The organism is Geodermatophilus sp. SYSU D00814 (genome assembly GCF_054050055.1).
Window position 1 is genome coordinate 87,711 of record NZ_JBJGYP010000014.1, and the last position, 23,383, is coordinate 111,093.

Here is a 23,383-nt window from a genome sequence, read left to right on the forward strand (position 1 = left end):
GGCGGGCGCGGGGCGGTCAGCCGAAGACGGCGAGCACGCCCTGCGCGAAGAGGACGTCCAGGCCCGCGACCAGGGCCACCATGAAGGCCACGAAGAGGATGACGACCGTGGTGTAGGTGATCAGCTCGCGGCGGCCGGGCCAGATCACCTTCCGCAGCTCGGCGACGACCTCGCGGAGGAAGCGGCGCAGGTCGCGGCGCCGGCGGACCTCGTCGGTGCGGGCGCGCTGGGCGGCGGCCCGGGACCGGGTCCCGGCCCCCTCCGACCGGCCGGCCGGGCGGCTGGTGCGCTCGCGCGCCGCGCGGCGGGTGCGGGCGGTCGCGGGCTCGTCGTCCTCGTCGTCGTCGGCGGTGATCCGGCCACCCCGGCGGCGGGCCGGGGTGGGGACGACCTTGTCCTCCTCGGCCGCGGCCTCGGCGGCGATCTCGTCCTCGGCGGCCTCGAGCTCGCCGGCGTCGTCGACGCCCGGGGCCTCGCGGTCGAGCTGCTCGTCGGTCAGCTCGGCGTCGGAGGCGGCGCGGGGGTCGTCCCCGCGGCCCGGCTTCTCGTCGCTCACTGCGCCTCGCTCGCGTCGTGGTGGTGGCCGCTGCTCTCCGGCCGTCTGGTGTCGTGCTCCCCGGACCGTGCGGCACCCGGGGCGGCACCGGCCGCGGCCGGCGCTGCCGGGACACGGGGCGGTGCCGGGTCGTGCTGCCCGCCGGCGGGACCGGCGGCACGGGCAGGGGTGACAGGACTTGAACCTGCAGCCTGCGGTTTTGGAGACCGCTGCTCTGCCAGTTGAGCTACACCCCTCGGGTCCGGGACCGCGGTCCCGGACTCCCCCGGAGCGGCCCACCCGCCGGTCGGCGCGCGGTTCCCAGGAGGTCCCGGGGCACGCCGGTGGCGGGGTCGATCGCCCCAGGACAGCCAGTGTACGGGACCGCGGGCGCGGTCCGTGACCGCGCTCCGGGGACGCGCCCCGGACGGGGCCCCGGGCCGTGGCGCCGGGCCGTGGTGCCGACCGCCGACCGGGCCGCCCGGACGGCGGCCCCTCCGGCAGGATGGGTCCATGACCGCCGCCTCCCCGTCGGGGACCGCTGCCCTCTCCCCCGCCGACCGCCGCGTCTCGCGGCGCGTCGCGGCCATCACCGAGTCCGCGACGCTCGCGGTCGACGCCAAGGCCAAGGCGCTCAAGGCGGCGGGCAAGCCGGTCATCGGCTTCGGCGCCGGCGAGCCGGACTTCGCGACGCCGGACTACGTCGTCGAGGCCGCCGTCGCCGCCTGCCGCCAGCCGGCGATGCACCGCTACACCCCAGCCGGGGGGCTGCCGGCGCTCAAGGAGGCGATCGTCGCCAAGACGGCGCGCGACTCGGGGCTGACCGTCACGCCCGCGCAGGTGCTGGTCACCAACGGCGGCAAGCAGGCCGTCTACGAGGCCTTCGCCGCGATGCTCGACCCGGGTGACGAGGTGCTCGTGCCCGCGCCGTACTGGACCACCTACCCGGAGGCGATCCGGCTGGCCGGCGGGGTGCCGGTGCCGGTGGTCGCCGACGAGGACAGCGGCTACCTGGTGACGGTCGACCAGCTCGAGGCCGCCCGCACCGAGCGGACGAAGGTGCTGCTGTTCGTCTCGCCGTCCAACCCGACGGGCGCGGTGTACCCGCCCGACCAGGTCGAGGCCATCGGGCGCTGGGCGCTGGAGGCCGGGCTGTGGGTGCTCACCGACGAGATCTACGAGCACCTGACCTACGGCGGAGCCACCGCGCCGTCGATGCCGGTGGTGGTGCCCGAGCTCGCCGACCGCTGCGTCGTCGTCAACGGCGTGGCCAAGACCTACGCCATGACCGGGTGGCGGGTGGGCTGGATGGTCGGGCCGGCCGACGTCGTCAAGGCGGCGACCAACCTGCAGTCGCACGCGACGTCGAACGTCGCCAACGTGTCCCAGGCGGCCGCGGTGGCCGCCCTCACCGGCGACCTGTCGGCGGTGGCGCAGATGCGGACGGCGTTCGACCGCCGGCGACAGACGATCGTGTCGATGCTGCGGGAGATCCCGGGCGTGACGTGCCCGGAGCCGCAGGGTGCGTTCTACGTCTACCCGTCGGTCAAGGGCCTGCTCGGCCGGCCGGTCAACGGGCGGACGGCGTCGTCGAGCGTCGAGTTCGCCGAGATCGTCCTGGAGGAGGCCGAGGTCGCCGTCGTCCCCGGGGAGGCCTTCGGCACGCCCGGCTACGTGCGGATGTCCTACGCGCTCGGCGACGACGACCTGGTCGAGGGCGTCTCGCGGCTGCAGCGGCTGCTGTCCTGAGTCAGTCCGTGTCGTCCTCGTCGAGGGCGCCGGCGGCCACGAGCACGTCGAGGGCGGCCGGCAGGTCGGCGAGGGCGGCGGCGACGTCGTCGGGTGTGACGATGGTCCAGGCGTTGCGCTGCACGTAGCAGCGCAGCGCGGCGTCGAACGGCCCGGCCCCGGCGGCGTCGCGGGCGGCGAGCAGCGCGGCCGCCCCCTTGCCGTACACGGCGGCGAAGTACTCGTCGGTGCCGGCGAACTCGTCCATCGCCGCACCGACGTCGCCGGGGACGCCCAGCGCCCGGTCCAGGGTCTCGCGCGACGCCTGGTCGTCGACCGCCTCGGCGTAGGTGGCGAAGGCCTCGTCCAGCCACGGGTCGCGGAACTGCGAGTCGCCGACCATGCCGTAGAACCACATGTGCGCGACCTCGTGCACGAGCACCGGGCGGTCGGCGCCGGCCAGCAGGATCGAGCTCGGGTACTCGATGCCACCGCCCTCGACGGGCAGCAGCGGCACGGTGAGCGTGTCGTAGGGGAACGCGCCGAACCGGTCGGCGAGCCCCGTGACGGCGTCGGCGGTCCAGTCCGCGAGCTCGCCGGGCCCGACGGGGGCGTTCCCCAGCACGCCGGTGGTGATCTCCACCCCCGCTGCGGTGGTGAGCCCGGCGGTGCGGAACGGGCCGACGGCGACGCTGACGTCGCGGGCCACCGGCTCACGGGAGGTCCAGCTGCGCCGGCCGCCCTCGGCCGCGGAGGGCTCCTCCTGCGCGCCGGTCATGAGCACGGTCAGGTCCTCGGGGGCGTCGACGGTGACCGTGGTGTCGGCGACCGGGCTGGTCGCCGTCTCGCCGAGGATCCCCACGAACGGGTCGCGGGCCCATCCGGCGCCGGGCTCCCAGGCCAGCAGCGGGAAGCCACTGGCCCACCAGGCGGTGCCCTCGGCCGAGCCGAACCGCTCGAAGCCGCCCTGGCCCAGCGACAGCGTGAAGTCCAGCTCCACCTCGGTGGACTCCCCGGCCGCCAGGTCGCCGTCGAGCTGCAGCACGTAGAGCCCGCCGGGGCCGTCCGCGCCGGCGTCCTCGTACCCGGCCTGGTCGACGTCGTCGCCGCGGACGTCGTCGACGGTGAGCCGGTTGCCGAGCCCGGCGGCGGCCGGGCCGTTGGGGACCAGCCGGAAGACCAGCTCGTCGGTGGCGACGTCGGGGGTGAAGACGACGGTCTCGGTGCCGGTGACGGTGCGCAGGTCGTCCGACAGCCGGAAGTCCAGGTCGACGACGGGACGGTCGGGGTCGGGAGCGGCGCGCTCGGCCGGGCAGCGGTCCTCGTCGTCCGCGGCGCCCGCGTCGTCCGACGGCGTGGCCGGCGCGGTCGCGGTCCCGGTCGTCGTCTCGCTCGTGGCGAGCGTGTCGGTGAACGACGTGCAGCCGCACACCAGCAGGGCCGCGGCGGCCAGCGCCCCCCGCCGGAGCGTCATGCCAGGGCGACGGTGGCGCGGGCCAGCGAGAGGACCTTCTCGCCGCCGCTGGTGACCGTGAGGTCGACGCGGACGCGGCCGCCGTCGAGGACGGCGCCGACCCTCCCGCGGACGGTGACCTCGGCACCGGTGTCGTCGTCGGGGACGACGACCGGCCGGCCGAAGCGGACCTGGTACTCGACGACGGCGGCGGGGTCGCCGGCCCAGTCGGTGACGGTGCGGGCGGCCAGGCCCATGGTGAGCATCCCGTGGGCGATGACGCCGGGGAGGCCCACGCCGGTGGCGACGCGGTCGCTCCAGTGGATCGGGTTGAGGTCACCGGAGGCGCCGGCGTAGCGGACCAGGTCCGCACGGGTCACCCGGTGTGTCTGCTCGGGCAGCTCGGTGCCGACGGCGACGTCCGCGGCGCGCAGGCGGGCGCTCACGCCGTGCCCCGCGCGACGAGCAGCGAGGTGGCGGTGCAGACGGCCTCGCCGTCCTCGGTGGCGACGTCGACCCGGGTGGTGAGCATGTCGTTGCCGGCCACGGTGCGCACCGCCTCGATCGTCGTGGTGCTGACCAGCCGGTCGCCGGCCCGGATGGGGCGGTGGTGGGTGAAGCGCTGCTCGCCGTGCACGACGCGGCTGTAGTCGAGGGCCACGTCGGGGTCGGCGATGACGACGTCGGCCGCGCCGAGGGTGACCACGATGGCGAAGGTGGGCGGCGCGACGACGTCGGCGTGGCCGAGCGCGCGGGCGGCCGACGGGTCGGTGTGGGCCGGGTCGGTGGCCCCGACCGCGGCGGCGAACTCGGCGATCTTCGCGCGGCCGACCTCGTAGACGGCGGAGGGCGGGTAGCTGCGCCCGACCAGTCCTGCGTCCAGCGCCACTCCCGCCCTCCCTCTTCCGTCGCGGACCGGCGTCAGCGGGTCTCGCGGTGCACGGTGTGCCGCCGGTCGCGGGGGCAGAACTTCTTCAGCTCGAGCCGGTCGGGGTCGTTGCGCCGGTTCTTGCGGGTGATGTAGTTCCGGCTCTTGCACTCCTGGCAGGCCAGGGTGATCTTCGGACGGACGTCGGTGGCTGCCATGGAGGCACTCCTCGCCTTGTGCGGACCGGCCCGCTGCGGGCCGGTTGACCGTGCCGGCAGGTGCCGACACGGCGACGGACCCCGGTGCCCGGGGTCCGTCTGGGGTAGCGGTGACCGGATTTGAACCGGTGACACAGCGATTATGAGCCGCTTGCTCTGCCTGGCTGAGCTACACCGCCGGAAGGACCGCGCGGCCCGGTCTCGCGACTGGACCGGTGGTCGGAGCCCCTTTACGGAATCGAACCGTAGACCTTCTCCTTACCATGGAGACGCTCTGCCGACTGAGCTAAAGGGGCCTGCTCCGAGGAGCCGGGGAGAACTGTACCCGATGCCCCCGGCGGCCTCTGCAGGGGGCCCGCCTCAGGCGCGGACGAACAGCCGGCGGTGCTGGGCACCCGGCGCCGCCGAGCGCACGCCGGTGCGGGCCAGCAGCCAGCTCTCCAGCCGCTCGTCCGGCAGCGGCCGGCTGACCAGGAAGCCCTGCAGCTTGTCGCAGCCCATCTCGGTGAGCAGCTTGCGGGTGAGCTCGTCCTCGACGCCCTCGGCGACGACGCGCAGGCCCAGGTTGTGCGCCAGCTCGATGATCGAGCGGGCGATGAAGGACTCGCCCTGGCTGGTGGACATCCCCAGCACGAAGGACTTGTCGATCTTGACCTCGTCGATGGGCAGCTGCCGCAGCTGCGACAGCGACGAGTAGCCGGTCCCGAAGTCGTCCATCGACAGCCGCAGGCCCAGCGCGTGCAGGTCCTCCAGCACGGTGCTGGAGCGCACCGAGTCGTCGACGACGCTGCCCTCGGTGAGCTCGAGGATGAGCAGCTCGCCCGGGACCCCGTGGCGGCGCAGCGCCCGCTGCACCCGCTCGACCAGGTCGGGCTCGGCCAGGCAGCGCGCCGAGAGGTTGACCGCCACCGACAGGCCGATGTCCTGGTCCAGCCACCGGCGGCAGCGGGCCAGCGCCAGGTCGAGCACGTGGTCGGTGAGCGGGCCGATCCGGCCGATCTGCTCGGCGAGGTGGATGAACTCGTCCGGCGGGATGGCGCCGAAGCGCGGGTGGGCCCAGCGCACCAGCGTCTCCACCGAGACGATGTCGGAGGTCCGGGCGTCGATGATCGGCTGGAAGACCACGCTGATCTGCCCGTCGGCCATCGCCTGCTCGAGCTCCGTGCCCAGCTGCAGGCGGCGCAGGCTCTGCTGGTCGAGGACCTGGTGGTAGCTGGCCACCCCGGAGCTGTCGGTGGCGGCGAGCAGGGCGACGTCGGCGCGCTGCATCAGGGTGCCGGAGTCGGTGCCGTGCACCGGCGCGGCGACCACGCCGATGGTCAGCGTGACCTCGAGGTCCAGGCCGGCGACGCGCGCGCGGGTGGAGGCCGCCTCGCGCAGCCGGCGCGCGGCCCGCTCGGTGGCGGCCAGCGACAGCCCGGGCAGCAGGACGGCGAACTGCTCGCCCTCCATGCGCGCCACGAGGGCGTCCGGCGGCGCGTGCTCGCGCAGCAGGCCGGCGGTGACGAGGAGGAGCTCGTCGGCGGCGGCGTGGCCGAGCGTGTCGACGATCTCGGTGTGGTTGCCCAGGGCGGCCAGCACCAGCCCGGCCCGCGCGCCCACCGGGTCGGACTCGAGCAGCTGGTCGATCTCGACGGCGAGCCGCTGCCGGTTGGGCAGGCCCGTCAGCCGGTCGTGGTCGGCGTCGTAGCGGATCTGGGTGAGCAGCTGCTGCTGGCGGATGGCCGCGTTGACGTGGGTGAGCATCGAGTCCAGCGCCGAGCGGTCGCTGCCGGAGAAGGACACGACGTCGCTGCGCCGGTCGCAGACCTCGAGGTAGCCGGGCTCGCCGGCCGCCGTGGCGACGGGGGCCCCGAGCACCTCCTGGGCGCCACGGCGGGCGAGGGCGGCGGTCTCGGCGGCGTCGGCCCGGGTGGCGGCGACCAGGACCGGCTCGGCCGAGCCGGGGGTCAGCGCCCGCTGGCGCAGGACGTCCTCGGGGTCGGCGGGCCCGTCGTACCAGGTGACGCCGCCGTCACCGGCGACGACCAGGCGGGGCGGCTCGTCGAGGTAGGGGGGCAGCCACAGCGCGACCTTGTCGGCGTTGAGCAGTTCCTTGACCGCCTGCACGATCTGCAGCGGACCGTCGGTGTCCGGCCGGATCTGCTCCACCTGCCGGGCGAAGTCGTAGATGCGCTCCAGGGCCTGGCCCGCACGGGACACCTCGGCGAACCGGCGGAACAGCAGGATGACGGCGACGGCCGCCGGTGCGATCAGGACGACGGCCCAGTGGGTGCGGTCGTTGAGCAGCGTCGCGACGAGCCCGACGCAGACGGCGAAGGGAGCGACCACGCCGATCGGGAGCAGCAGCTCCTTCCAGAGCCGCCGGCCGGGGTTGCCGCCACTGAGCCGGATGGCCGCGACGACGAGGGGCGCCCCGACGAGGTCGGCGACCAGGACGGCGGCGAGCAGGCTCAGCCAGCTGAGGGGGTCGTCCAGTGCTCCGAACGGCAGCAGCCGGAGCACGGTGACGGCCGCGGCGACCTCGATGACGGCGACGGCGAGGTTGTAGACGACCTTCGCACCGGCGTAGCGCTGGTAGACCATGCTGGCGCCGAGCCCGACGACCCGGGCGGCTGCGGCCCACACGCCGCCCACCTCGACCAGGGCGATCGTGAGGGCGAGCTCGCTGACCGACCACGCCCACGTCTGGCGCCGGAACTCCACGTGCAGGGAGACCATGTCGGTGGCGAAGAAGGCGGCCACCACGAGGAGGAAGGGCCCCAGCCGGAAGTCGGCCGGCGCCGCGGGGAAGGCGAGGATCCCGACCCCGGCGGCCAGGACCACGCCGGCCGCGGCGATCACGCCGAGAGGGAGCAGCGCGCCAGCACGACGGGGCGTGGCACGCGCGCGACTCGCCAAGGTCACCCGGATCTGTGAGAAGGAGGACAGCGGCGCCGAGGCTAACAGCGCGGGCGGCCCTCCAGAACCGAACTCCCCCGTCCGGGGTGGACGGCGGATCCGGGCGACCGGACCCCGCCTGGTGCAGGCGGGGTCACCTACGGGTCAGGCCCACTTGGCTCCGCGCGCCCACTTGGCACCCCGCGCCCACTTGGCACCGCGCGCCCACTTGGCACCCCGGGCCCACTTCGCACCACGCTCGTTCATGACGCCTCCTCAGGCATGAAGGGACAGCTGTTGACGTGCGGCTGTCACCCGGGCGCGGGGGCAGAGCGTCGTTCGTGTACGGACCGCACACAGACCTTGATGCCCGTCACCCTCGCGAGTCAAGCACGGAGAATCACGATCGGGTGACACGCCGTTACTTTGTGACACCAGGTCAACTGGAGACCCCTCAGTGTCACTTGGGCGGGTGAAGGGTGTCCCGCGGAGGGCGGAGCCCCTGGGGACGACCGGCGGACGGGGTGCCGGACGGCCCTACGCTGCCCGCCGTGCCGACGGCGGACCAGGGAGTGCCCGACCACCCCGACGAGCGCGGGTCCGCCCTCCCCTTCGTACTCGTCTGCTGGCTGGTGGCGGTGTTCATGGTCCTCGGGGCCATCGCGGCCTCCGACGCCTTCCTCGAGCGGCAGGACCTGCAGGCGGCGTGCGACGGCGCCGCCCTGGCCGCGGCCAACCGGACCGACGAGGACCGCGTGTACGCCACGGGCGTCGGTACGACGCTGCCGCTGACCACCGAGACCGCGCGGGCCGCCGTCGCCGACCACCTCGCCGACGGCGGGACCGCCCTCGACACCTGGTCGGCCGAGACCGACGGTACCGAGGTGACCGTCCGCTGCGGCCGCTCGGTGGACGTCGCCTTCGGCTGGCTCTTCCTCGGCGGCCGGCCCCTGCAGGTCGACGCCGTCGCCGGTGCGCGGGCACCGACGCTGGGCTGATGCCGGACGCACAGCGGCCCCCGACCTGCCGGTCGGGGGCCGCTGCCACGGGCGTGGCGGGTGAAGGATTCGAACCTTCGTAGGCTAAGCCGACGGATTTACAGTCCGCTCCCATTGGCCACTCGGGCAACCCGCCGCGGTGCCACGGGAGAGAGCGTACAAGACGGGCCGACGAGGTCCGACGGGTCCCGCGGCGGGTCACTCCCGCCCGCGGAGGTGAGGAGCAGACATGGCCGACGCGTCCTTCGACGTCGTGAGCAAGGTCGACCGCCAGGAGATCGACAACGCGCTCAACCAGGCGGGCAAGGAGCTCTCCCAGCGCTTCGACTTCCGCGGCACCAACGCCCGCATCTCCTGGGCGGGCGAGAACGGCGTCCTGCTCGAGGCCGACACCGAGGAGCGGGTCACCGCCGCCCTCGACGTCTTCAAGGACAAGCTGGTGAAGCGGGGCATCTCGCTCAAGGCGCTCGACGCCGACGAGCCGCAGGCCTCGGGCAAGGCCTACAAGCTCTCCGCGCGGATCAAGCAGGGCATCGAGTCCGACACCGCCAAGAAGATCGCCAAGATCATCCGCGACGAGGGCCCCAAGGGCGTGCAGGCCCAGATCCAGGGCGACCAGCTGCGGGTCAGCGGCAAGAAGCGCGACGACCTGCAGGCGGTGCAGCAGCTGCTGCGCGGCAAGGACCTCGACGTCGCCCTGCAGTTCGACAACTACCGCTGATCCGGCGCGGGTCCTCCGGCGGCCGGATCGCCCCGGACGACGCGGCCGGCGCCCGCCCCGTACTCCGGACGGGCGCCGGCCGCGGACGGATCAGGAGCGTGCGGACCGGCCCAGGAGGACCAGGATCGCCGCCAGGGCCGCGGCGGCCTGCGTCGCCTGGTCGACGTCCCGGGTGATCGAGAGCGTCAGCGCCATCAGGCCCGCCAGGAGGGCGGCGATCGCGACGGGGTCCCCACCGCCGGGCGGGGCGGACGGCGGGGGCTCCTGACGGACCGACGGGCTGTTCGGACGGAGCTTCTTCGGCATGGTTCCTCCGCGGATCAGGGCCGAGGCGACTGGGGAGTGCGGCAGCCACTGGCACGCGGGGGCAGAGCGTCGTTCGTGTACGGGCCGCGCCGCAGACGCTGCTTCCCGTCACCCGAGCGGACAAGCACGCAGGATCACGTCGAGGTGACGAACCGTGAGGTCGTCACGGTGGGCTCTGGGTGATCGACGCCTCGTCACCGGACCGGGTGCGGGCGCGAGGCGGTGGCGGGAGCGCTCGTGTCGGCGTCCGGAGCACCCTCCGCGGGAACGGAGACGAGTTCGACCGTTTTCCGCTGCGGGGGACTTGTGTCACGGACCGTGAGCGCAGGACCCTCGACGCGTGCGCAGACGCCAGTTCCTGGCCGCCGCGGCCGCCGCCGCGCTGGCCGGCTGCTCCCGCGGACCCGCGTCGTTCACCCGGTCGGCCAGGACGACGGAGCCGGGCACGACCTCGGCCGCCCCGACCACCACAGCGGCACCCACCACCACCGAGCCCCCGCCGCCGCCGACCACCCCCCCACCGACCCCGGGCACGCCACAGCAGGTCCTGGCCCGCTCGACGGTGCCGGTGCTGTGCTTCCACAACCTGCGCGACCACGTCCCGACCGACGGCGAGGTGGCCCGCAGCATGATCACGCCGCCGTCGGTGCTGACCGCCCAGCTGCAGGCCCTGCGCGACGGTGGGTACACCCCGGTCAGCGGCACGGCGCTCGTCGACCACCTCGAGTTCGGCACCCCGCTGCCGGCCAGGCCCGTCCTGCTGACCTTCGACGACGGCTGGGGCTCCCACCACGCCGTCGCCCTCCCCGAGCTGGTCCGCTTCGGCTTCGTGGGGACCTTCTTCCCGCAGACGATGGTGCTCGGCGCCGAGGGCTGGCTCAGCGAGGACGACCTGCGCGACCTCGACCGCGCGGGCATGACCATCGGGGCGCACTCCTACGACCACCAGCGGATGGACCGGCTCGGCGGCGACCAGTGGCGGGTGCAGGTCGACGAGCCGCGGGCGCAGCTCGGCGGCATCCTCGGCCACCCCGTGGACCTGCTGGCCTACCCGTACGGCGTCTGGTCGCAGGAGGCCGTGGACCACGTGGCGGACGCCGGCTACCGGGCGGCCTTCCAGCTGGGCGACGCCCAGGACCCGGACCGGCCGCTGCTGACCATCCGGCGGATCATGCCGCCGCCGACCTGGGACGGCCCGACGCTGATCGCCCAGATGGACGCGGCCTTCTGAGCCGGGTGGACGCCGGGTCCTGAGCGCGCGCCGGTCAGCCCTCCCGGGCCATCCGCTCCAGCCGGGCGATGCGCTCGGCCATCGGCGGGTGGGTGGCGAACAGCGCCGCCAGGCCGGCCGGGCGGAACGGTGCGGCGATCATCAGGTGGCCCTGCGCCACGAGCCGGTCGTCGGGGGGCAGCGGCCGGGCCTCGGTGCCCGCCGCGATCCGGCGCAGGGCACCGGCCAGGGCCAGCGGGTCGCCGCAGAGCCGGGCGCCGTCGGCGTCGGCCTCGTACTCCCGGCTGCGGCTGACCGCGAGCCGCACCAGGCCGGCGGCCAGCGGGCCGAGCAGCACGAGCAGCAGCGTGCCGAGCAGGCCGCCGCCCTCGCGCTCGTCGTCGCGGCCGCCGAACAGCGTGCTGAACGTGGCCACGTGCGCCAGGTAGGTCACGACGGCGGCCAGCGCGCCGGCGACCGACCCCAGCAGGACGTCGCGGTTGTAGACGTGCGAGAGCTCGTGGGCGAGCACCGCGCGCAGCTGCCGGCGGTCGAGCAGCTCGAGCACGCCCTGCGTGCAGCACACCGCGGCCCGGCGCGGGGTGCGCCCGGTGGCGAAGGCGTTGGGCTGGTCGGTGGGGCTGACGTAGAGCCGCGGCATGGGCCGGCGCGCCTGGGTGGCCAGCTCGCGCACCATCGCGTACAGGCCGGGTGCCTGCGTCTCGGTGACCGGGAAGGCACGCATGGCCCGCAGCGCCAGCCGGTCGGAGCGGTACCAGGCCCACCCGTTCACCCCGAGGGCGACCACGAGCGCGACCGCGAGCCCCGCGCGGCCGGCCAGCAGGCCCCCCGCGGCGAGCACGACGCCGGCCATCAGCCCCAGCAGGAGGGCCGTCCGCACCCCGTTGCCCCAGCGCCGCACCCCTCGTGAACGGAGCGGCGGGAACCGCCGTTCCCCGGCCCCGGCTGCGACCCCGGTCACGGACGGCGGCGTCCGGAATGGCGGCCGCGCGCGAGGGGTTGCGCTGGAGAGACCCCGCCCCGCCGGGCCCACCGGCTACCGTCCGTGATCCGCGTCACGGTTCGGCCGGCACGCCGCCACGTAACCTCGGCCGCTGGAGGTACCACGCCTGATGACTGCTCTCGAACCGACCACCACGCCCGGCAGCTCGGCCCCCGGTGGGCTCGTCAAGAGCGTCGTCGAGCTCGACCGGGTCGTGATCCGGCTGGCCGGCGACTCGGGTGACGGCATGCAGCTGACCGGCAACCGCTTCACCAGCGAGACCGCGTCCTTCGGCAACGACCTGTCGACGCTGCCCAACTTCCCCGCCGAGATCCGCGCGCCGACGGGGACCCTGCCCGGCGTCAGCTCCTTCCAGCTCCACTTCGCCGACCACGACATCATGACGCCGGGTGACGCCCCGGACGTCCTCGTGGCGATGAACCCCGCGGCGCTCAAGGCCAACCTCGCCGACCTGCCCGGCGGCGGGCTGGTCATCGCCGACAGCGACGAGTTCACCCCGCGCAACCTGGCGAAGGTCGGCTACGCCACCAACCCGCTCGAGGACGGCTCGCTCGACGGCTGGCAGGTCGTCGCCGTCCCGCTGACCTCCATGACGCTCGAGGCGCTGGCCGACTCCGGCCTCGGCAAGAAGGAGGCCGAGCGCAGCAAGAACATGTTCACCCTCGGCCTGCTGAGCTGGATGTACCACCGGCCCACCGAGGGCACCGTCCGCTTCCTCGAGCGGCAGTTCCGCCGCAAGCCCGAGATCGCCGCGGCCAACATCGCCGCCTTCCGCGCCGGCTACAACTACGGCGAGACGACGGAGGCCTTCGCGGTCTCCTACGAGATCAAGCCCGCCCCGATGCCGCCGGGCCGCTACCGCAACATCTCCGGCAACCAGGCGCTGGCCCTCGGGCTGGTCGCCGCCGGGCAGCGCTCGGGCCTGCCGGTGTTCCTCGGTGCCTACCCGATCACCCCGGCGTCGGACATCCTCCACGAGCTGTCGCGGCACAAGGCGTTCGGCGTGCGGACCTTCCAGGCCGAGGACGAGATCGCCGGCATCGGTGCGGCGCTGGGCGCCTCGTTCGGCGGCGCGCTCGGCGTCACGACGACGTCGGGCCCCGGCGTCTCGCTGAAGTCCGAGGCGCTGGGCCTGGCCGTGATGACCGAGCTGCCGCTGGTCGTCGTCGACGTGCAGCGCGGCGGGCCCTCGACCGGCCTGCCGACCAAGACCGAGCAGTCGGACCTGCTGCAGGCCATGTTCGGGCGCAACGGCGAGGCCCCGCTGCCGGTGATCGCACCGCGCTCCCCCGGCGACTGCTTCGACGCCGCGCTCGAGGCGGCGCGGATCGCGCTGAAGTACCGGACGCCGGTCATGCTGCTCTCCGACGGGTACCTGGCCAACGGCGCCGAGCCGTGGGCCATCCCCGCCGTCGACGAGCTGCCCGACCTGCGGGTGGAGTTCGCCACCGAGCCCAACGGCGCGGCCGCCGACGGGACGCCGGAGTTCCTGCCGTACCTGCGCGACCCCGAGACGCTGGCCCGCCCGTGGGCGGTCCCCGGCACCGCGGGCATGCAGCACCGCATCGGTGGGCTGGAGAAGGCCGACCGGAGCGGCAACATCTCCTACGACCCGGCCAACCACGACCTGATGACCCGGCTGCGGCAGGCCAAGGTCGACGGCATCGCCGCCGACATCCCGCCCACGGACGTCGACGACCCCGACGGCGACGCGCGGGTGGCGGTGATCGGCTGGGGCTCGACCTACGGGCCGATCGGCGCGGCCTGCCGGCGGATCCGCCGCTCCGGCCGTTCGGTCGCCCAGATCCACCTGCGGCACGTCAGCCCGATGCCGGCCGACCTCGGCGAGGTGCTGGGCCGGTACGACCGGGTGGTCTGCCCGGAGATGAACATGGGGCAGCTCGCGCTGCTGCTCCGCGCGAAGTACCTCGTCGACGTCCAGAGCCACACCCAGGTGCGCGGGCTGCCCTTCCGGGCCGCCGAGCTCGCCGCGGTCGTGCAGGACGTCATCGACTCCACCACCGGAGGCACCAAGTGACCACCTCCCCCCACGTGCACGACCTCGGCATGCCGGGGGCGCCGATCGACGCCCGCATCCAGCAGGCCGTCGCCGACTCGGTCGCCAGCCAGGGCGAGAAGCAGACCGCCCTCAAGGCCAAGGACATGAAGACCGACCAGGAGGTGCGCTGGTGCCCCGGCTGCGGTGACTACGTCATCCTCAACGCCGTCCAGAGCTTCCTGCCCTCCCTCGGGATCGCCCGCGAGGACATGGTCATCGTCTCGGGCATCGGCTGCTCCTCGCGCTTCCCGTACTACATGAACACCTACGGGATGCACTCGATCCACGGCCGCGCCCCGGCGATCGCCACCGGTCTGGCCGCCTCCCGGCCGGACCTGTCGGTGTGGGTCGTCACCGGCGACGGCGACGCGCTGTCGATCGGCGGCAACCACCTGATCCACGCGCTGCGCCGCAACGTGGACATGACGATCCTGCTGTTCAACAACCGGATCTACGGGCTGACCAAGGGCCAGTACTCCCCCACGTCCGAGGTCGGCAAGGTCACCAAGTCCACGCCGATGGGGTCGCTGGACCACCCGTTCAACCCGGTGTCGCTTGCCCTCGGCGCCGACGCGACGTTCGTGGGCCGGGCGATGGACTCCGACCGCAAGGGCCTCACCGAGGTGCTGCGGCAGGCCGCCGAGCACCGCGGCACCGCGCTGGTGGAGATCTACCAGAACTGCAACATCTTCAACGACGGCGCCTTCGACCTGCTCAAGGACCCGGCGACCGGCCCGACGTGGACGATCCCGCTGCGCCACGGCGAGCCCCTGGTGTTCGGTCCGGACGGCGCCTCGTGCGTGGTCCGCGACGAGTTCGGGGGCCTGCGGATCGCCGAGACCAACCAGGTCGACGCGAGCGAGATCGTCGTCCACGACGCCACGCGGGAGGACCCGTCCTACGCGTTCGCGCTGTCGCGGCTGTCCAGCCAGGACCTGCGCTACACGCCGATGGGCGTCTTCCGCTCGGTCAGCAAGCCGACCTACGACCGGATGATGCTCGACCAGCTCGAGGAGGCCCGGACCCAGGGCCCCGGTGACCTCGAGGCGCTGCTGGCCGGCAACGACACCTGGACCGTGTCGGCGTAGTCAGCCGCTCCCCCCGGCCCGCCACCCCGACGGGGTGGCGGGCCGGTCGCGTCCCGGAGGACGTGGGTGAGCACCGGCAGCGACCGGAGCAGCTCGGCGCGGGAGGGGGCGGCGAAGCCGAGCACCAGCCCGGCCGCCGGCCGGTGCGGTCCCGGCCCGGTGCGGTGCCGGGCCAGGCCGTCGACGGCGAGGCCCCGCGCGGCAGCCCGAGCGACGACGGCCGCCTCGGTGACCGCGTCCGGCAGCGGGACGAGCACGTGCGCCCCGGCCGGGTCCCCCGCCACGGGCACGCCGGCCCGCCCGAGCGCCGCGGTCACCTGCTCGCGACGCTCGGCCAGCTCCCGGCGCAGCCGCCGCAGGTGCCGGGACAGGTCGCCGGAGGCGGCCATCGCGGCGAGCACGCGCTGCCCCGCCCGCGCGGGCCGGGTGCCGGTCGCCGTCCGCCGGTCGAGCAGGTCCGCCCGCAGCGCCGCGGGCGCCACCAGCCACCCGACGCCCAGGGTCGGGCTCAGGACCTTGCTGCTCGTGCCGAGGTGCACGACGACGTCGGGGCCGAGCGCGGCCAGCAGCGGCAGCGGGGCGACGTCATAGCGCAGCTCGCCGTCGTAGTCGTCCTCGAGGATCCACCAGCCCTCGGCGCGGGCCCGGGCGACCAGCGCGACCCGCCGCGCCGCGGGCATCCGCCGCCCGAGCGGCCACTGGTGGGCCGGCGTGCAGTAGACGGCGGCCAGCCCGTCCGGCACCGCGTCGACGACCAGCCCGTCGTCGTCGACCGGGCAGGGCACCACCTCGACGCCGGCCGCCCGGAGGGCCTCCGCCGCCCGCTGGTAGCCGGGGTCCTCGACGCCGACGCGACTGCCCGGCGGCAGGAGCCGGGCCACCTCCGCCACCGCCGCGGACGTGCCCGCGGTCGCCAGCACCGCCGGGGGCACGACCGGCAGCCCGCGGTGCCGGAGCAGGTGCCCGGCGACCGCGGCCTGGAAGGCGGGGTCGCCCGCCGGGTCGGGGAGGGCGTCGGGCGGGGTGTCGCCGGCGGCGCGCCAGGCCCGCCGCCACGCGGCCCGGTCGAGCACCTCCAGGCAGGGCGAGCCCGCGCGCAGGTCGACCGCCGGCGCGTGGCGGTCGAGCACCCGGGTGCCGGCCTCCCGGGGCGCCGGTGCGGAGGGTGCGGCGCCGACCACGAAGGTGCCCGCGCCGCGGCGGCCGGCGGCCCAGCCCTCGGCCACCAGCTGGTCGTAGGCCGCGGCGGTGACGGTGCGGCTCACCCGCAGGGCGGCGGCGAGCTCCCGGGTCGAGGGCAGCCGGTCGCCGGGGCGCAGGACACCGCCCGCGGCGGCGGCGCGCAGGGCGTCGGCCAGCTGGGTGGCCAGCGGGCGGTCCGAGCCCCGTTCCAGCACGACGGGTGGCACGTGCACGCGGCGTCCTCCGGTCCCGAGTGGCCTGGTGGAACGGCAGCGTACTGGCCCTTCCGGCAGGCCACCGGGCCCGGCAGGCTGGCGCCGTGGACACCGCACCGCCGCTCTCCCCCACCGACCGCAGCACCGTCCGCCGGGGCTCGGCCCGGGCCCGCACCGACCGCGCCGAGCTCCACGCCGTCCTCGACGCCGGGCTGGTCGGCCACCTGGGCATCGTCCTCGGCGGTGCGCCGGTCGTGCTGCCCACCGGCTACGGCCGGCACGGCGACACCCTCTACCTGCACGGTTCGACCGGCGCGGCGACGCTGCGGGCCGCGGGCGCCGGGGCGCCGGTGTGCTTCACGGTCACGCACGTCGACGGCGTCGTCTACGCCCGCTCGGCGTTCCACCACTCGATGAACTACCGCTGCGCCGTCGTCCACGGGACCGCCCGGGTGGTGACCGACCCCGGCGAGCGGCTGCTCGGGCTGGAGGTGCTCACCGAGCACCTGGCGCCGGGCTCCTGGGCGGCCACCCGGCGGCCCGACCGCAAGGAGCTGGCGGCCACGGCGCTGCTGGCGCTCGACCTCACCGAGGCCAGCGTCAAGGTGCGCACCGGCCCGCCCGGCGAGGACGAGCGCGACCTCGCGGCGCCGGTCTGGGGCGGCGTGCTGCCGGTGCGGACCGTCCTCGGCGAGCCCGAGCCCGACCCGCTGCTCCCGGAGGGGGTCGCGGTGCCCGACCGCGTGCGCGACCGGCGGCTGGGCTGAGCTACCGGGCCCGCAGCGCCCAGGCGAGCACGGCGGTCGCCGTCTGCTCGGGGGTCTCGCCGGTCGAGTCGTGGAACAGGTCGGCCGGCGTCGCCCGCACCCACGCGTCGAAGGTGCGCACCGCGTCGAGCAGCTGCGCCCCGGACCCCGACCAGGCCGCGTAGGCACCCGACCCCCGGCCGCGCTCGCGGGCCACCACCGCCTCCGGTGCCGGCGTCAGGGCCACGGTCAGCAGGCGCAGCGGGGCGACGGCGTCGCGGAGGACCTGCAGGTCCGCGCCGTAGACGTTGTCGGCCACGACGGTGCGGAAGCCCGCGGCCGCGTAGACCCCGGCGGCCCGCCCCAGTGCGCGGTACCGCAGGTGCAGCTGCTCGAGCGCCTCCGGCGTCGGGTCCCCGGTCATGTCCGCGCGGCCGGAGACCACCGCCTGCCAGAAGGTGTCGCCGTCGAGGAAGACACCCCGGGGCGCCCGGCCGGCCACCAGCCGCCCGACCGTCGACTTGCCCGACGCCTGGGCGCCGGTGACCAGCAGGACCGTCACCGGGGCTCGGGCGTGACGCGCAGCAGGCGGTCCTCGCCCCCGCCGTCGTCGGTGGTGAGGTACAGCGCGCCGTCGGCGCCGTACACCGGTGAGCGCACCCGCCCGAGGGTGTCCTCGAGCTCGGGCACGCGGAACTGCTCGACCAGCCGGCCGGCGTCGTCGAGCCGCAGCGCCAGCACGCCGGTGTCCTTCAGCACGCCGACGAGCAGCACGCCGTCGTAGCCGCCCCACTGCGGGCCGCTGACGACGTCCGCGCCGCTGGTGGCGATGGTGGGGTCGCCGGAGGACCAGACCGCCGGGACGGCGCCGGGGATCGCGGGGTCGGTCATCGGGACGCTCTCGTCGTAGCGCCCGCCGGCGCCGTCGGGGTCCCAGCCGTAGTCGCCGCCCGGCACCGACAGGTTCACCTCGTCGTCGCGGTCGGGCCCCTGCTCGACGGTGAGGACCTGCCCGCTGCCCGGCCGGACTGCGATGCCCTGCACGTTGCGGTGGCCCGAGGACAGCACCAGCCGGGTGTCGGGGTCGGCGGCGTCGGCGAAGGGGTTGCCGGGCGCCGGGCCGCCGGTGGCCGGGTCGATGCGCAGCACCTTGCCCGCCAGGGAGCCGAGGTCCCGCGGGTGGCTGCCGACGGCGTTGTCGCCGGTGCCCACGAGCAGCGCCCCGGAGGGGTCGAAGCGCACCCGGCAGCCGCCGTGCCGGCCGGAGTCCTCGTTGACCGGGATGTCGCCGAGCAGCGGGTCGGCGACGCGGGTGGCCGCGGTCCAGTCCTCGTCCACCGTCCAGGCGATCACCTGGATCTCGGCGCCGCCGTCCTCCTCGACCCCCTGGCAGGTGTAGAAGCGGCGGTCCTCGGCGAACGCGGGGCTGAGCACCAGGCCCATCAGGCCGGTCTCGCCCTCGGCGAAGAGGTCGGCGAGGTCGGCGTCGAGCTCGCGCGCGGTGCCGTCGGGCGCGACGGCGGTCAGCCGGCCGCCGCGCTCGTCGACCAGCAGCGTCCCGTCGGGGGCGCGGGCGACGTCCCAGGGGTGGTCGAGCCCGTCGAGGACGGTCTCCACCCGCAGCGCGGGGAGGCCGGCCGGGGCGCTGACCCCGCCGTCCGGGCCGGTGGTGGACTTCTCCTCCTGCGCGCCGGGGAGGTCGCCGGTCCCGGCGGCGGAGCAGCCGGTCAGCACGAGCGCGGCGGTCAGGAACAGGACGGGGACGGACCTCACCCCGCCGAGCATCCCCGAGCAGCGGGGACTGTGCCGTCCGCTAGCTGGTGCGGGTGACCACGTAGTCGCACAGCGCCGACAGGGCGTCGCGCACCTCACCCGCCGGCACCCCCGACAGCGACGCGCGCGCCCGGTCGGCGTACTCCCGCAGCACGTCGCCGGCGCGCTCGAGCGCCGCGGAGCCGCGCAGCAGCGTCAGCGCCTCCGCGTGCTCGCCGTCGTCGGACAGCGGGCGGGAGACCAGTTCGCGCAGCCGGGCGTCGGCGGGGTCGTCGCCGGCCAGGGCGATCAGCGCCGGCAGGGTGGCGATGCCCTCGCGCAGGTCGGTGCCCGGGGACTTGCCGGAGGCGCCGTCGGTGACGATGTCGAGCAGGTCGTCGGAGAGCTGGAAGGCGACGCCGACCTCCTCGCCGAAGCGGGTCAGCGCCTCGACGAGGGCGGTGTCGACGCCGGCGAAGGAGGCACCGAAGCGGGCGGAGGTGGCCACCAGCGAGCCGGTCTTGTCGGCGAGCACCTCGAGGTAGTGGGCCACCCGGTCCTCACCCTGCCGGGCGCCGACGGTCTCCCGGATCTGCCCGGTGACCAGCCGCTCGAAGGTGCGCGCCTGGATCCGCACCGCCTCGGGGCCGAGGTCGGCGAGCAGGTCCGAGGCGCGGGCGAAGAGGAAGTCGCCGGTCAGGATCGCGACGCTGTTGGTCCAGCGGCTGTTGGCGCTCTGCGCCCCGCGGCGCACGTCGGCCTCGTCCATGACGTCGTCGTGGTACAGCGTGGCCAGGTGGGTGAGCTCGCAGACGACGGCGGCCCGCACCACCTCGGGTGCCCGCGCGTCCCCGAGGTGCGCGGCGAGCAGCGCCAGCATCGGCCGGAACCGCTTGCCCCCGGCGGCCATGAGGTGACCGGCGGCCTCGGAGACGAAGGGGTGCTCGCTGGTCACCGCGGCGGCGAGGGTCGCCTCCACGCGGGCGAGGCCCTCGGCGAGGGAGTCCCCGAGGGACCCCGGGGGGAGCCAGGGCCCCATCGTGGACGCGGGGGTGGCGATGCGGTGCCAGACCTCGGCCGGGGCGCTCCCGTCGACGGCGGCACGGGGTCCGGTCATCAACCGACGAAGATAGCCGCCCGATCGGCCAGACCGAGCACCGCCCCGGGCACGATGCCCAGCACCAGGGTGGCCGCCGCCGTCACCGCGAGCACGATCGTCGTGGGCAGTCCGGGCACGCCGACGGTCGGGCCGTCGACCGCGGGCTCGGAGAAGTACATGAGCACGATGACCCGCAGGTAGAAGAACGCCGCCACCGCGCTGGCCAGCAGCGCCACCAGGGCCAGCGGCCAGGCGCCGTCCTCGATGGCGGCCCGGAAGACGGCGAACTTGCCGGTGAAGCCGCTGGTGAGCGGGATCCCGGCGAGCGCGAGCAGGAACAGGCTCATCACCGCGGCGGTCAGCGGCGAGCGCTGCGCCAGCCCGGCCCACTGCGACAAGTGGGTGGCCTCGCCGTCGCCGCTGCGCACCAGGGTGAGGACGGCGAACGCGCCGAGCGTCGTCAGCCCGTAGGCGAGCAGGTAGAACATCACCGCGGGCAGGCCCGACCCGGCGGCGTCGCCGGTGGCCGGCAGGCCGAGGACGCCGGTGAGCAGGAACCCGGCGTGCGCCACCGAGGAGTAGGCGAGCATCCGCTTGAGGTCGGTCTGGGTCAGGCCCAGCACCGCGCCGACGACCATGGAGACGATGGCGACGCCGTAGACCAGCGGCCGCCAGGTCCACTCCTCGGTGCCGAAGGCGACGTAGAGCAGCCGCAGGATGGCGCCGAACGCCGCGACCTTGGTGCAGGCGGCCATGAACGCCGTCACCGGGGTGGGCGCGCCCTGGTAGACGTCGGGCGTCCAGGTGTGGAACGGCGCGACGCTGGCCTTGAACAGCAGGCCCACGACCAGCAGTGCCAGGCCGAGGACGACCAGCGTGCCGCCCTCCGCGCCCGCGACCGCCTCGCGCACCCCGGCCAGCCGCACGGTGCCGGTGGCGCCGTAGACCAGCGCGAGGCCGTAGAGGAAGAACCCGGAGGCGAACGACCCGAGCAGGAAGTACTTGACCGCCGCCTCCTGCGACAGCAGCCGCCGCCGGCGGGCCAGGCCGCTGATCAGGTAGAGCGGGAGGCTGAGCACCTCCAGCGCCACGAACATCACCAGCAGGTCGTTGGCGGTGACGAAGAGCATCATGCCGCCGATGGCGAAGGTGGCCAGCGGGTAGACCTCGGTCTGCACCCGCGGCACGGTGAGCAGCTCGCGGTCGCGGACGCTGCCGGCCGGCACCGCGGCGGAGACGACGAACGCCGAGCGGGCGGGGTCGAGGTTGCGCTCGGCGAACAGCAGGAGGGACAGCGCGCCGAGGCCGGCGATGGTGGCCTGCAGGAACAGCCCGGCGCCGTCGACGGCGAGCGCGCCGCCGGCGGTGACCTCGCGGGTGCCGGCGAGCAGCACCGTGCTGACCAGCCCGCCGAGGGTGCCGACCAGCGCCACGGCGACCTGCACCGGGTGGCGGCGATCGCGCGGGCCGAACGCCTCGACCAGCACGCCGATGCACGCCGCGCCGAAGACGAACAGCAGCGGGGCGAGGGCGGCCAGCGACAGGTCGGGCGCCTCGATCGTCATCGGTCGGTCCCCTCGGTGGTGGCGGGGGTGGTCCCGGCCGGGTCGGCGCCGACGTCGCTCATCGTGGCCGCGACGGCCGGCTCGATCAGCCGGACCAGCGGCTGCGGGTAGAAGCCGAACACGAGGACCAGCGCCACCAGCGGGGCGACGACGACCGTCTCGCGGCGGGTGAGGTCGTGCAGCAGCGTCGTGGCGCGGGCGGGCGGCGCCTCGGTGAGCGTCGCCGTCCCTGTGGCCGTCGCCGTCCCTGTGGCCGTCCCCGTCGCGGTGGCCGACGCCGCCGTGGCCCCGTGCCCGACGGCCGGCACCGGCTCGCCGGCCGCGGAGCTGTCGGCGGTGGCGGGGTCGGCGGGGAACAGCACGCCGCGCGGCGGGCCGTGCATCGTGCGTTGGTAGAGCAGCAGCACGTAGAGCGCGGCCAGGATGATCCCGACGGTGGCCAGGACGGTGAACACCGGCCGGGTCGGGAACGACCCGATGAGCACGAGGAACTCGCTGACGAAGCTGTTGGTGCCCGGCAGCGCCAGCGACGCGAGCCCGGCGATGAGGAAGACCCCGGCGAGCTTGGGCGCGCGGCTGGCCACGCCGCCGTAGTCGCCGACCAGCCGGGAGCCGCCGCGGGCGATGAGCATCCCGACGACGATGAACAGCAGCCCCGTGGCGATGCCGTGGTTGACCATGTACAGCACCGCGCCGGTGGCGGCCTCGGTGGTGAACGCGAAGACGCCCAGCGCGATGAACCCGAAGTGCGCGATCGAGGTGTAGCTGACCAGCCGCTTCATGTCGTTCTGCCCCATGGCCAGCAGCGCGGCGTAGAGCACCCCGGCGACGGCGAGGACGAGGACCAGCGGGGCGAAGTCGCGGGAGGCGTCGGGGAACAGCGGCAGGCAGTAGCGCAGGAACCCGAAGGTGCCGACCTTGTCGAGCACGCCGACGAGCAGCACCGCGCCGCCGATCGGCGCCTCGGCACCGGCGTCGGGCAGCCAGGTGTGCAGCGGCACCAGCGGCGCCTTGATGGCGAAGGCGACGAAGAAGCCGAGGAACAGCAGGCGCTGCACGTCGGGGTCGATCTCCAGCTGCCGCAGCGACTCGAAGGCGAACGTGCCCTCCCCCGCCGACGCGCTGACCACGTACAGCCCGATGACGGCGGCGAGCATCACCAGGCCGCCGACCAGGCTGTAGAGGAAGAACTTCACCGCGGCGTACTGCCGGCGCGGGCCGCCGAAGCTGCCCACGATGAAGTACATCGGGACCAGCATCGCCTCGAAGAAGACGTAGAACAGGAAGACGTCGGTGGCGGCGAAGACGCCGACCATGCACGCCTCGAGCAGCAGCAGCCAGGCGAAGAACGTCCGCATCGACCGCCGCGCCGGCGGGGTGTCGTCCCACGAGGCGAGCACGACCACCGGCACCAGGACGCCGACCAGCAGCAGCATCACCAGCGCGATGCCGTCGACGCCGAGGGCGAAGTCGACCCCGAAGCCGGGGATCCACGGCACGGAGCTGGTCAGCTGGAACCGGTCGCCGTCGGGGTCGAAGGCGACGGTGGCCAGCACCGCGAGCACCAGCACGACCAGGCTGACGCCGAGGGCGACCTGCCGGGCCAGCGGGGTGCGCTCGCGGGGCAGCCCGGCGACGACCGCCGCGCCCACCGCGGGCACCACGACCATCGCCACGAGCAGCAGGGAGTCGCTCACGCCGTCGCCCCTCCGTTCTCCGTCGTCCGCAGCCGGGCC

Annotated in this window: 21 protein-coding genes and 4 tRNA genes; 7 read left to right on the top strand and 18 right to left on the bottom strand. The window is 75.0% G+C overall.

The window, feature by feature from the left end; all coding sequences use genetic code 11:
- Positions 1-16 precede the first annotated feature (16 nt).
- Both secE and ACI780_RS12860 read right to left on the bottom strand, forming a co-directional pair.
- Positions 17-556 carry a preprotein translocase subunit SecE gene (gene secE / locus ACI780_RS12855; protein ID WP_456869239.1) on the bottom strand — a complete coding sequence of 180 codons (540 nt, stop codon included), beginning with the start codon at positions 554-556 and terminating at the stop codon, positions 17-19.
- Positions 557-719: 163 nt separating this feature from the next.
- Positions 720-792: transfer RNA gene (locus tag ACI780_RS12860), tRNA-Trp, on the bottom strand.
- A gap of 256 nt (positions 793-1,048) precedes the next feature.
- On the opposite strand from ACI780_RS12860, the gene ACI780_RS12865 reads away from it, so the two are divergent.
- A complete protein-coding gene (locus tag ACI780_RS12865) occupies positions 1,049-2,284 on the top strand; it encodes a pyridoxal phosphate-dependent aminotransferase (protein ID WP_457003302.1) in 1,236 nt (411 codons plus the stop codon).
- 1 nt (position 2,285) lies between these two features.
- Here the strand turns inward: ACI780_RS12865 and ACI780_RS12870 are convergent, their stop codons facing one another.
- The 7 genes from ACI780_RS12870 to ACI780_RS12900 all read right to left on the bottom strand — a co-directional run bounded on the left by ACI780_RS12870 (position 2,286) and on the right by ACI780_RS12900 (position 7,646).
- Positions 2,286-3,737 carry a M1 family aminopeptidase gene (locus tag ACI780_RS12870; RefSeq protein WP_457003304.1) on the bottom strand — a complete coding sequence of 484 codons (1,452 nt, stop codon included), beginning with the start codon at positions 3,735-3,737 and terminating at the stop codon, positions 2,286-2,288.
- Positions 3,734-4,162 carry a MaoC family dehydratase gene (locus ACI780_RS12875; RefSeq protein ID WP_456869242.1) on the bottom strand — a complete coding sequence of 143 codons (429 nt, stop codon included), beginning with the start codon at positions 4,160-4,162 and terminating at the stop codon, positions 3,734-3,736. Before ACI780_RS12875 ends, ACI780_RS12870 begins: the two co-directional genes overlap by 4 nt.
- Entirely contained in the window at positions 4,159-4,605 is a 447-nt protein-coding gene (locus tag ACI780_RS12880; RefSeq protein WP_456869243.1) for an FAS1-like dehydratase domain-containing protein, read from the bottom strand. The genes ACI780_RS12875 and ACI780_RS12880 overlap by 4 nt, the downstream gene beginning before the upstream one ends.
- Positions 4,606-4,637: 32 nt before the next feature.
- A complete protein-coding gene (gene rpmG, locus ACI780_RS12885) occupies positions 4,638-4,802 on the bottom strand; it encodes a 50S ribosomal protein L33 (RefSeq protein WP_089303708.1) in 165 nt (54 codons plus the stop codon).
- A 105-nt stretch (positions 4,803-4,907) separates the two neighbouring features.
- A tRNA-Met gene (locus ACI780_RS12890) sits at positions 4,908-4,981 on the bottom strand.
- A 44-nt stretch (positions 4,982-5,025) separates the two neighbouring features.
- Positions 5,026-5,098 (bottom strand) — tRNA-Thr (locus ACI780_RS12895).
- A gap of 64 nt (positions 5,099-5,162) precedes the next feature.
- Positions 5,163-7,646 (bottom strand): putative bifunctional diguanylate cyclase/phosphodiesterase, encoded by a 2,484-nt coding sequence (locus ACI780_RS12900; RefSeq protein ID WP_457003307.1) that lies wholly within the window; start codon positions 7,644-7,646, stop codon positions 5,163-5,165.
- 587 nt (positions 7,647-8,233) lie between these two features.
- Here ACI780_RS12900 and ACI780_RS12905 point away from each other — a divergent pair.
- Entirely contained in the window at positions 8,234-8,680 is a 447-nt protein-coding gene (locus ACI780_RS12905) for a pilus assembly protein TadG-related protein (RefSeq protein WP_457003309.1), read from the top strand.
- A gap of 54 nt (positions 8,681-8,734) precedes the next feature.
- Here ACI780_RS12905 and ACI780_RS12910 read toward each other — a convergent pair.
- Positions 8,735-8,816: transfer RNA gene (locus tag ACI780_RS12910), tRNA-Tyr, on the bottom strand.
- A 93-nt stretch (positions 8,817-8,909) separates the two neighbouring features.
- On the opposite strand from ACI780_RS12910, the gene ACI780_RS12915 reads away from it, so the two are divergent.
- The gene (locus ACI780_RS12915) at positions 8,910-9,401 is read left to right on the top strand and encodes a YajQ family cyclic di-GMP-binding protein (RefSeq protein WP_457003311.1); all 492 of its coding nucleotides are present in this window, start codon (positions 8,910-8,912) and stop codon (positions 9,399-9,401) included.
- Positions 9,402-9,491: 90 nt separating this feature from the next.
- Here the strand turns inward: ACI780_RS12915 and ACI780_RS12920 are convergent, their stop codons facing one another.
- Positions 9,492-9,707, bottom strand: coding sequence for a hypothetical protein (locus tag ACI780_RS12920; RefSeq protein ID WP_457003313.1), 216 nt, complete (start codon positions 9,705-9,707; stop codon positions 9,492-9,494).
- 340 nt (positions 9,708-10,047) lie between these two features.
- Between ACI780_RS12920 and ACI780_RS12925 the strand changes: the two genes are divergently transcribed.
- The gene (locus ACI780_RS12925; RefSeq protein WP_457003315.1) at positions 10,048-10,938 is read left to right on the top strand and encodes a polysaccharide deacetylase family protein; all 891 of its coding nucleotides are present in this window, start codon (positions 10,048-10,050) and stop codon (positions 10,936-10,938) included.
- 34 nt (positions 10,939-10,972) lie between these two features.
- Here ACI780_RS12925 and htpX read toward each other — a convergent pair whose 3' ends face one another.
- Positions 10,973-11,899, bottom strand: coding sequence for a zinc metalloprotease HtpX (htpX, locus tag ACI780_RS12930; RefSeq protein ID WP_457003317.1), 927 nt, complete (start codon positions 11,897-11,899; stop codon positions 10,973-10,975).
- Between the two features lie 151 nt (positions 11,900-12,050).
- Between htpX and ACI780_RS12935 the strand changes: the two genes are divergently transcribed.
- Complete coding sequence (locus ACI780_RS12935; protein ID WP_456869250.1) at positions 12,051-13,979, top strand: 2-oxoacid:acceptor oxidoreductase subunit alpha; 1,929 nt, start codon at positions 12,051-12,053, stop codon at positions 13,977-13,979.
- Positions 13,976-15,088, top strand: a complete 1,113-nt coding sequence (locus ACI780_RS12940) for a 2-oxoacid:ferredoxin oxidoreductase subunit beta (protein WP_456869251.1) — start codon at positions 13,976-13,978, stop codon at positions 15,086-15,088. The genes ACI780_RS12935 and ACI780_RS12940 overlap by 4 nt, the downstream gene beginning before the upstream one ends.
- Here ACI780_RS12940 and pdxR read toward each other — a convergent pair.
- Positions 14,983-16,503, bottom strand: a complete 1,521-nt coding sequence (gene pdxR / locus ACI780_RS12945; RefSeq protein ID WP_457003319.1) for a MocR-like pyridoxine biosynthesis transcription factor PdxR — start codon at positions 16,501-16,503, stop codon at positions 14,983-14,985. The genes ACI780_RS12940 and pdxR overlap by 106 nt on opposite strands.
- A gap of 86 nt (positions 16,504-16,589) precedes the next feature.
- Between pdxR and ACI780_RS12950 the strand changes: the two genes are divergently transcribed.
- Positions 16,590-17,252, top strand: coding sequence for a pyridoxamine 5'-phosphate oxidase family protein (locus ACI780_RS12950; protein ID WP_457003321.1), 663 nt, complete (start codon positions 16,590-16,592; stop codon positions 17,250-17,252).
- 1 nt (position 17,253) lies between these two features.
- On the opposite strand, the gene ACI780_RS12955 is transcribed toward ACI780_RS12950, so the two are convergent.
- The 5 genes from ACI780_RS12955 to ACI780_RS12975 are packed head-to-tail and all read right to left on the bottom strand — an operon-like array spanning position 17,254 to position 23,344.
- Positions 17,254-17,793: a phosphotransferase-like protein gene (locus ACI780_RS12955; RefSeq protein WP_456869254.1), complete on the bottom strand. Its 540-nt coding sequence runs from the start codon at positions 17,791-17,793 to the stop codon at positions 17,254-17,256.
- Entirely contained in the window at positions 17,790-19,004 is a 1,215-nt protein-coding gene (locus ACI780_RS12960) for a PQQ-dependent sugar dehydrogenase (protein ID WP_457003324.1), read from the bottom strand. The genes ACI780_RS12955 and ACI780_RS12960 overlap by 4 nt, the downstream gene beginning before the upstream one ends.
- Positions 19,005-19,044: 40 nt before the next feature.
- Positions 19,045-20,100 carry a polyprenyl synthetase family protein gene (locus ACI780_RS12965; protein WP_457003326.1) on the bottom strand — a complete coding sequence of 352 codons (1,056 nt, stop codon included), beginning with the start codon at positions 20,098-20,100 and terminating at the stop codon, positions 19,045-19,047.
- On the bottom strand, positions 20,100-21,647 hold the full coding sequence (gene nuoN, locus ACI780_RS12970; protein WP_457003327.1) for an NADH-quinone oxidoreductase subunit NuoN: 1,548 nt from the start codon (positions 21,645-21,647) through the stop codon (positions 20,100-20,102). Before nuoN ends, ACI780_RS12965 begins: the two co-directional genes overlap by 1 nt.
- Complete coding sequence (locus ACI780_RS12975) at positions 21,644-23,344, bottom strand: NADH-quinone oxidoreductase subunit M (RefSeq protein ID WP_457003329.1); 1,701 nt, start codon at positions 23,342-23,344, stop codon at positions 21,644-21,646. The genes nuoN and ACI780_RS12975 overlap by 4 nt, the downstream gene beginning before the upstream one ends.
- Positions 23,345-23,383: the final 39 nt, after the last annotated feature.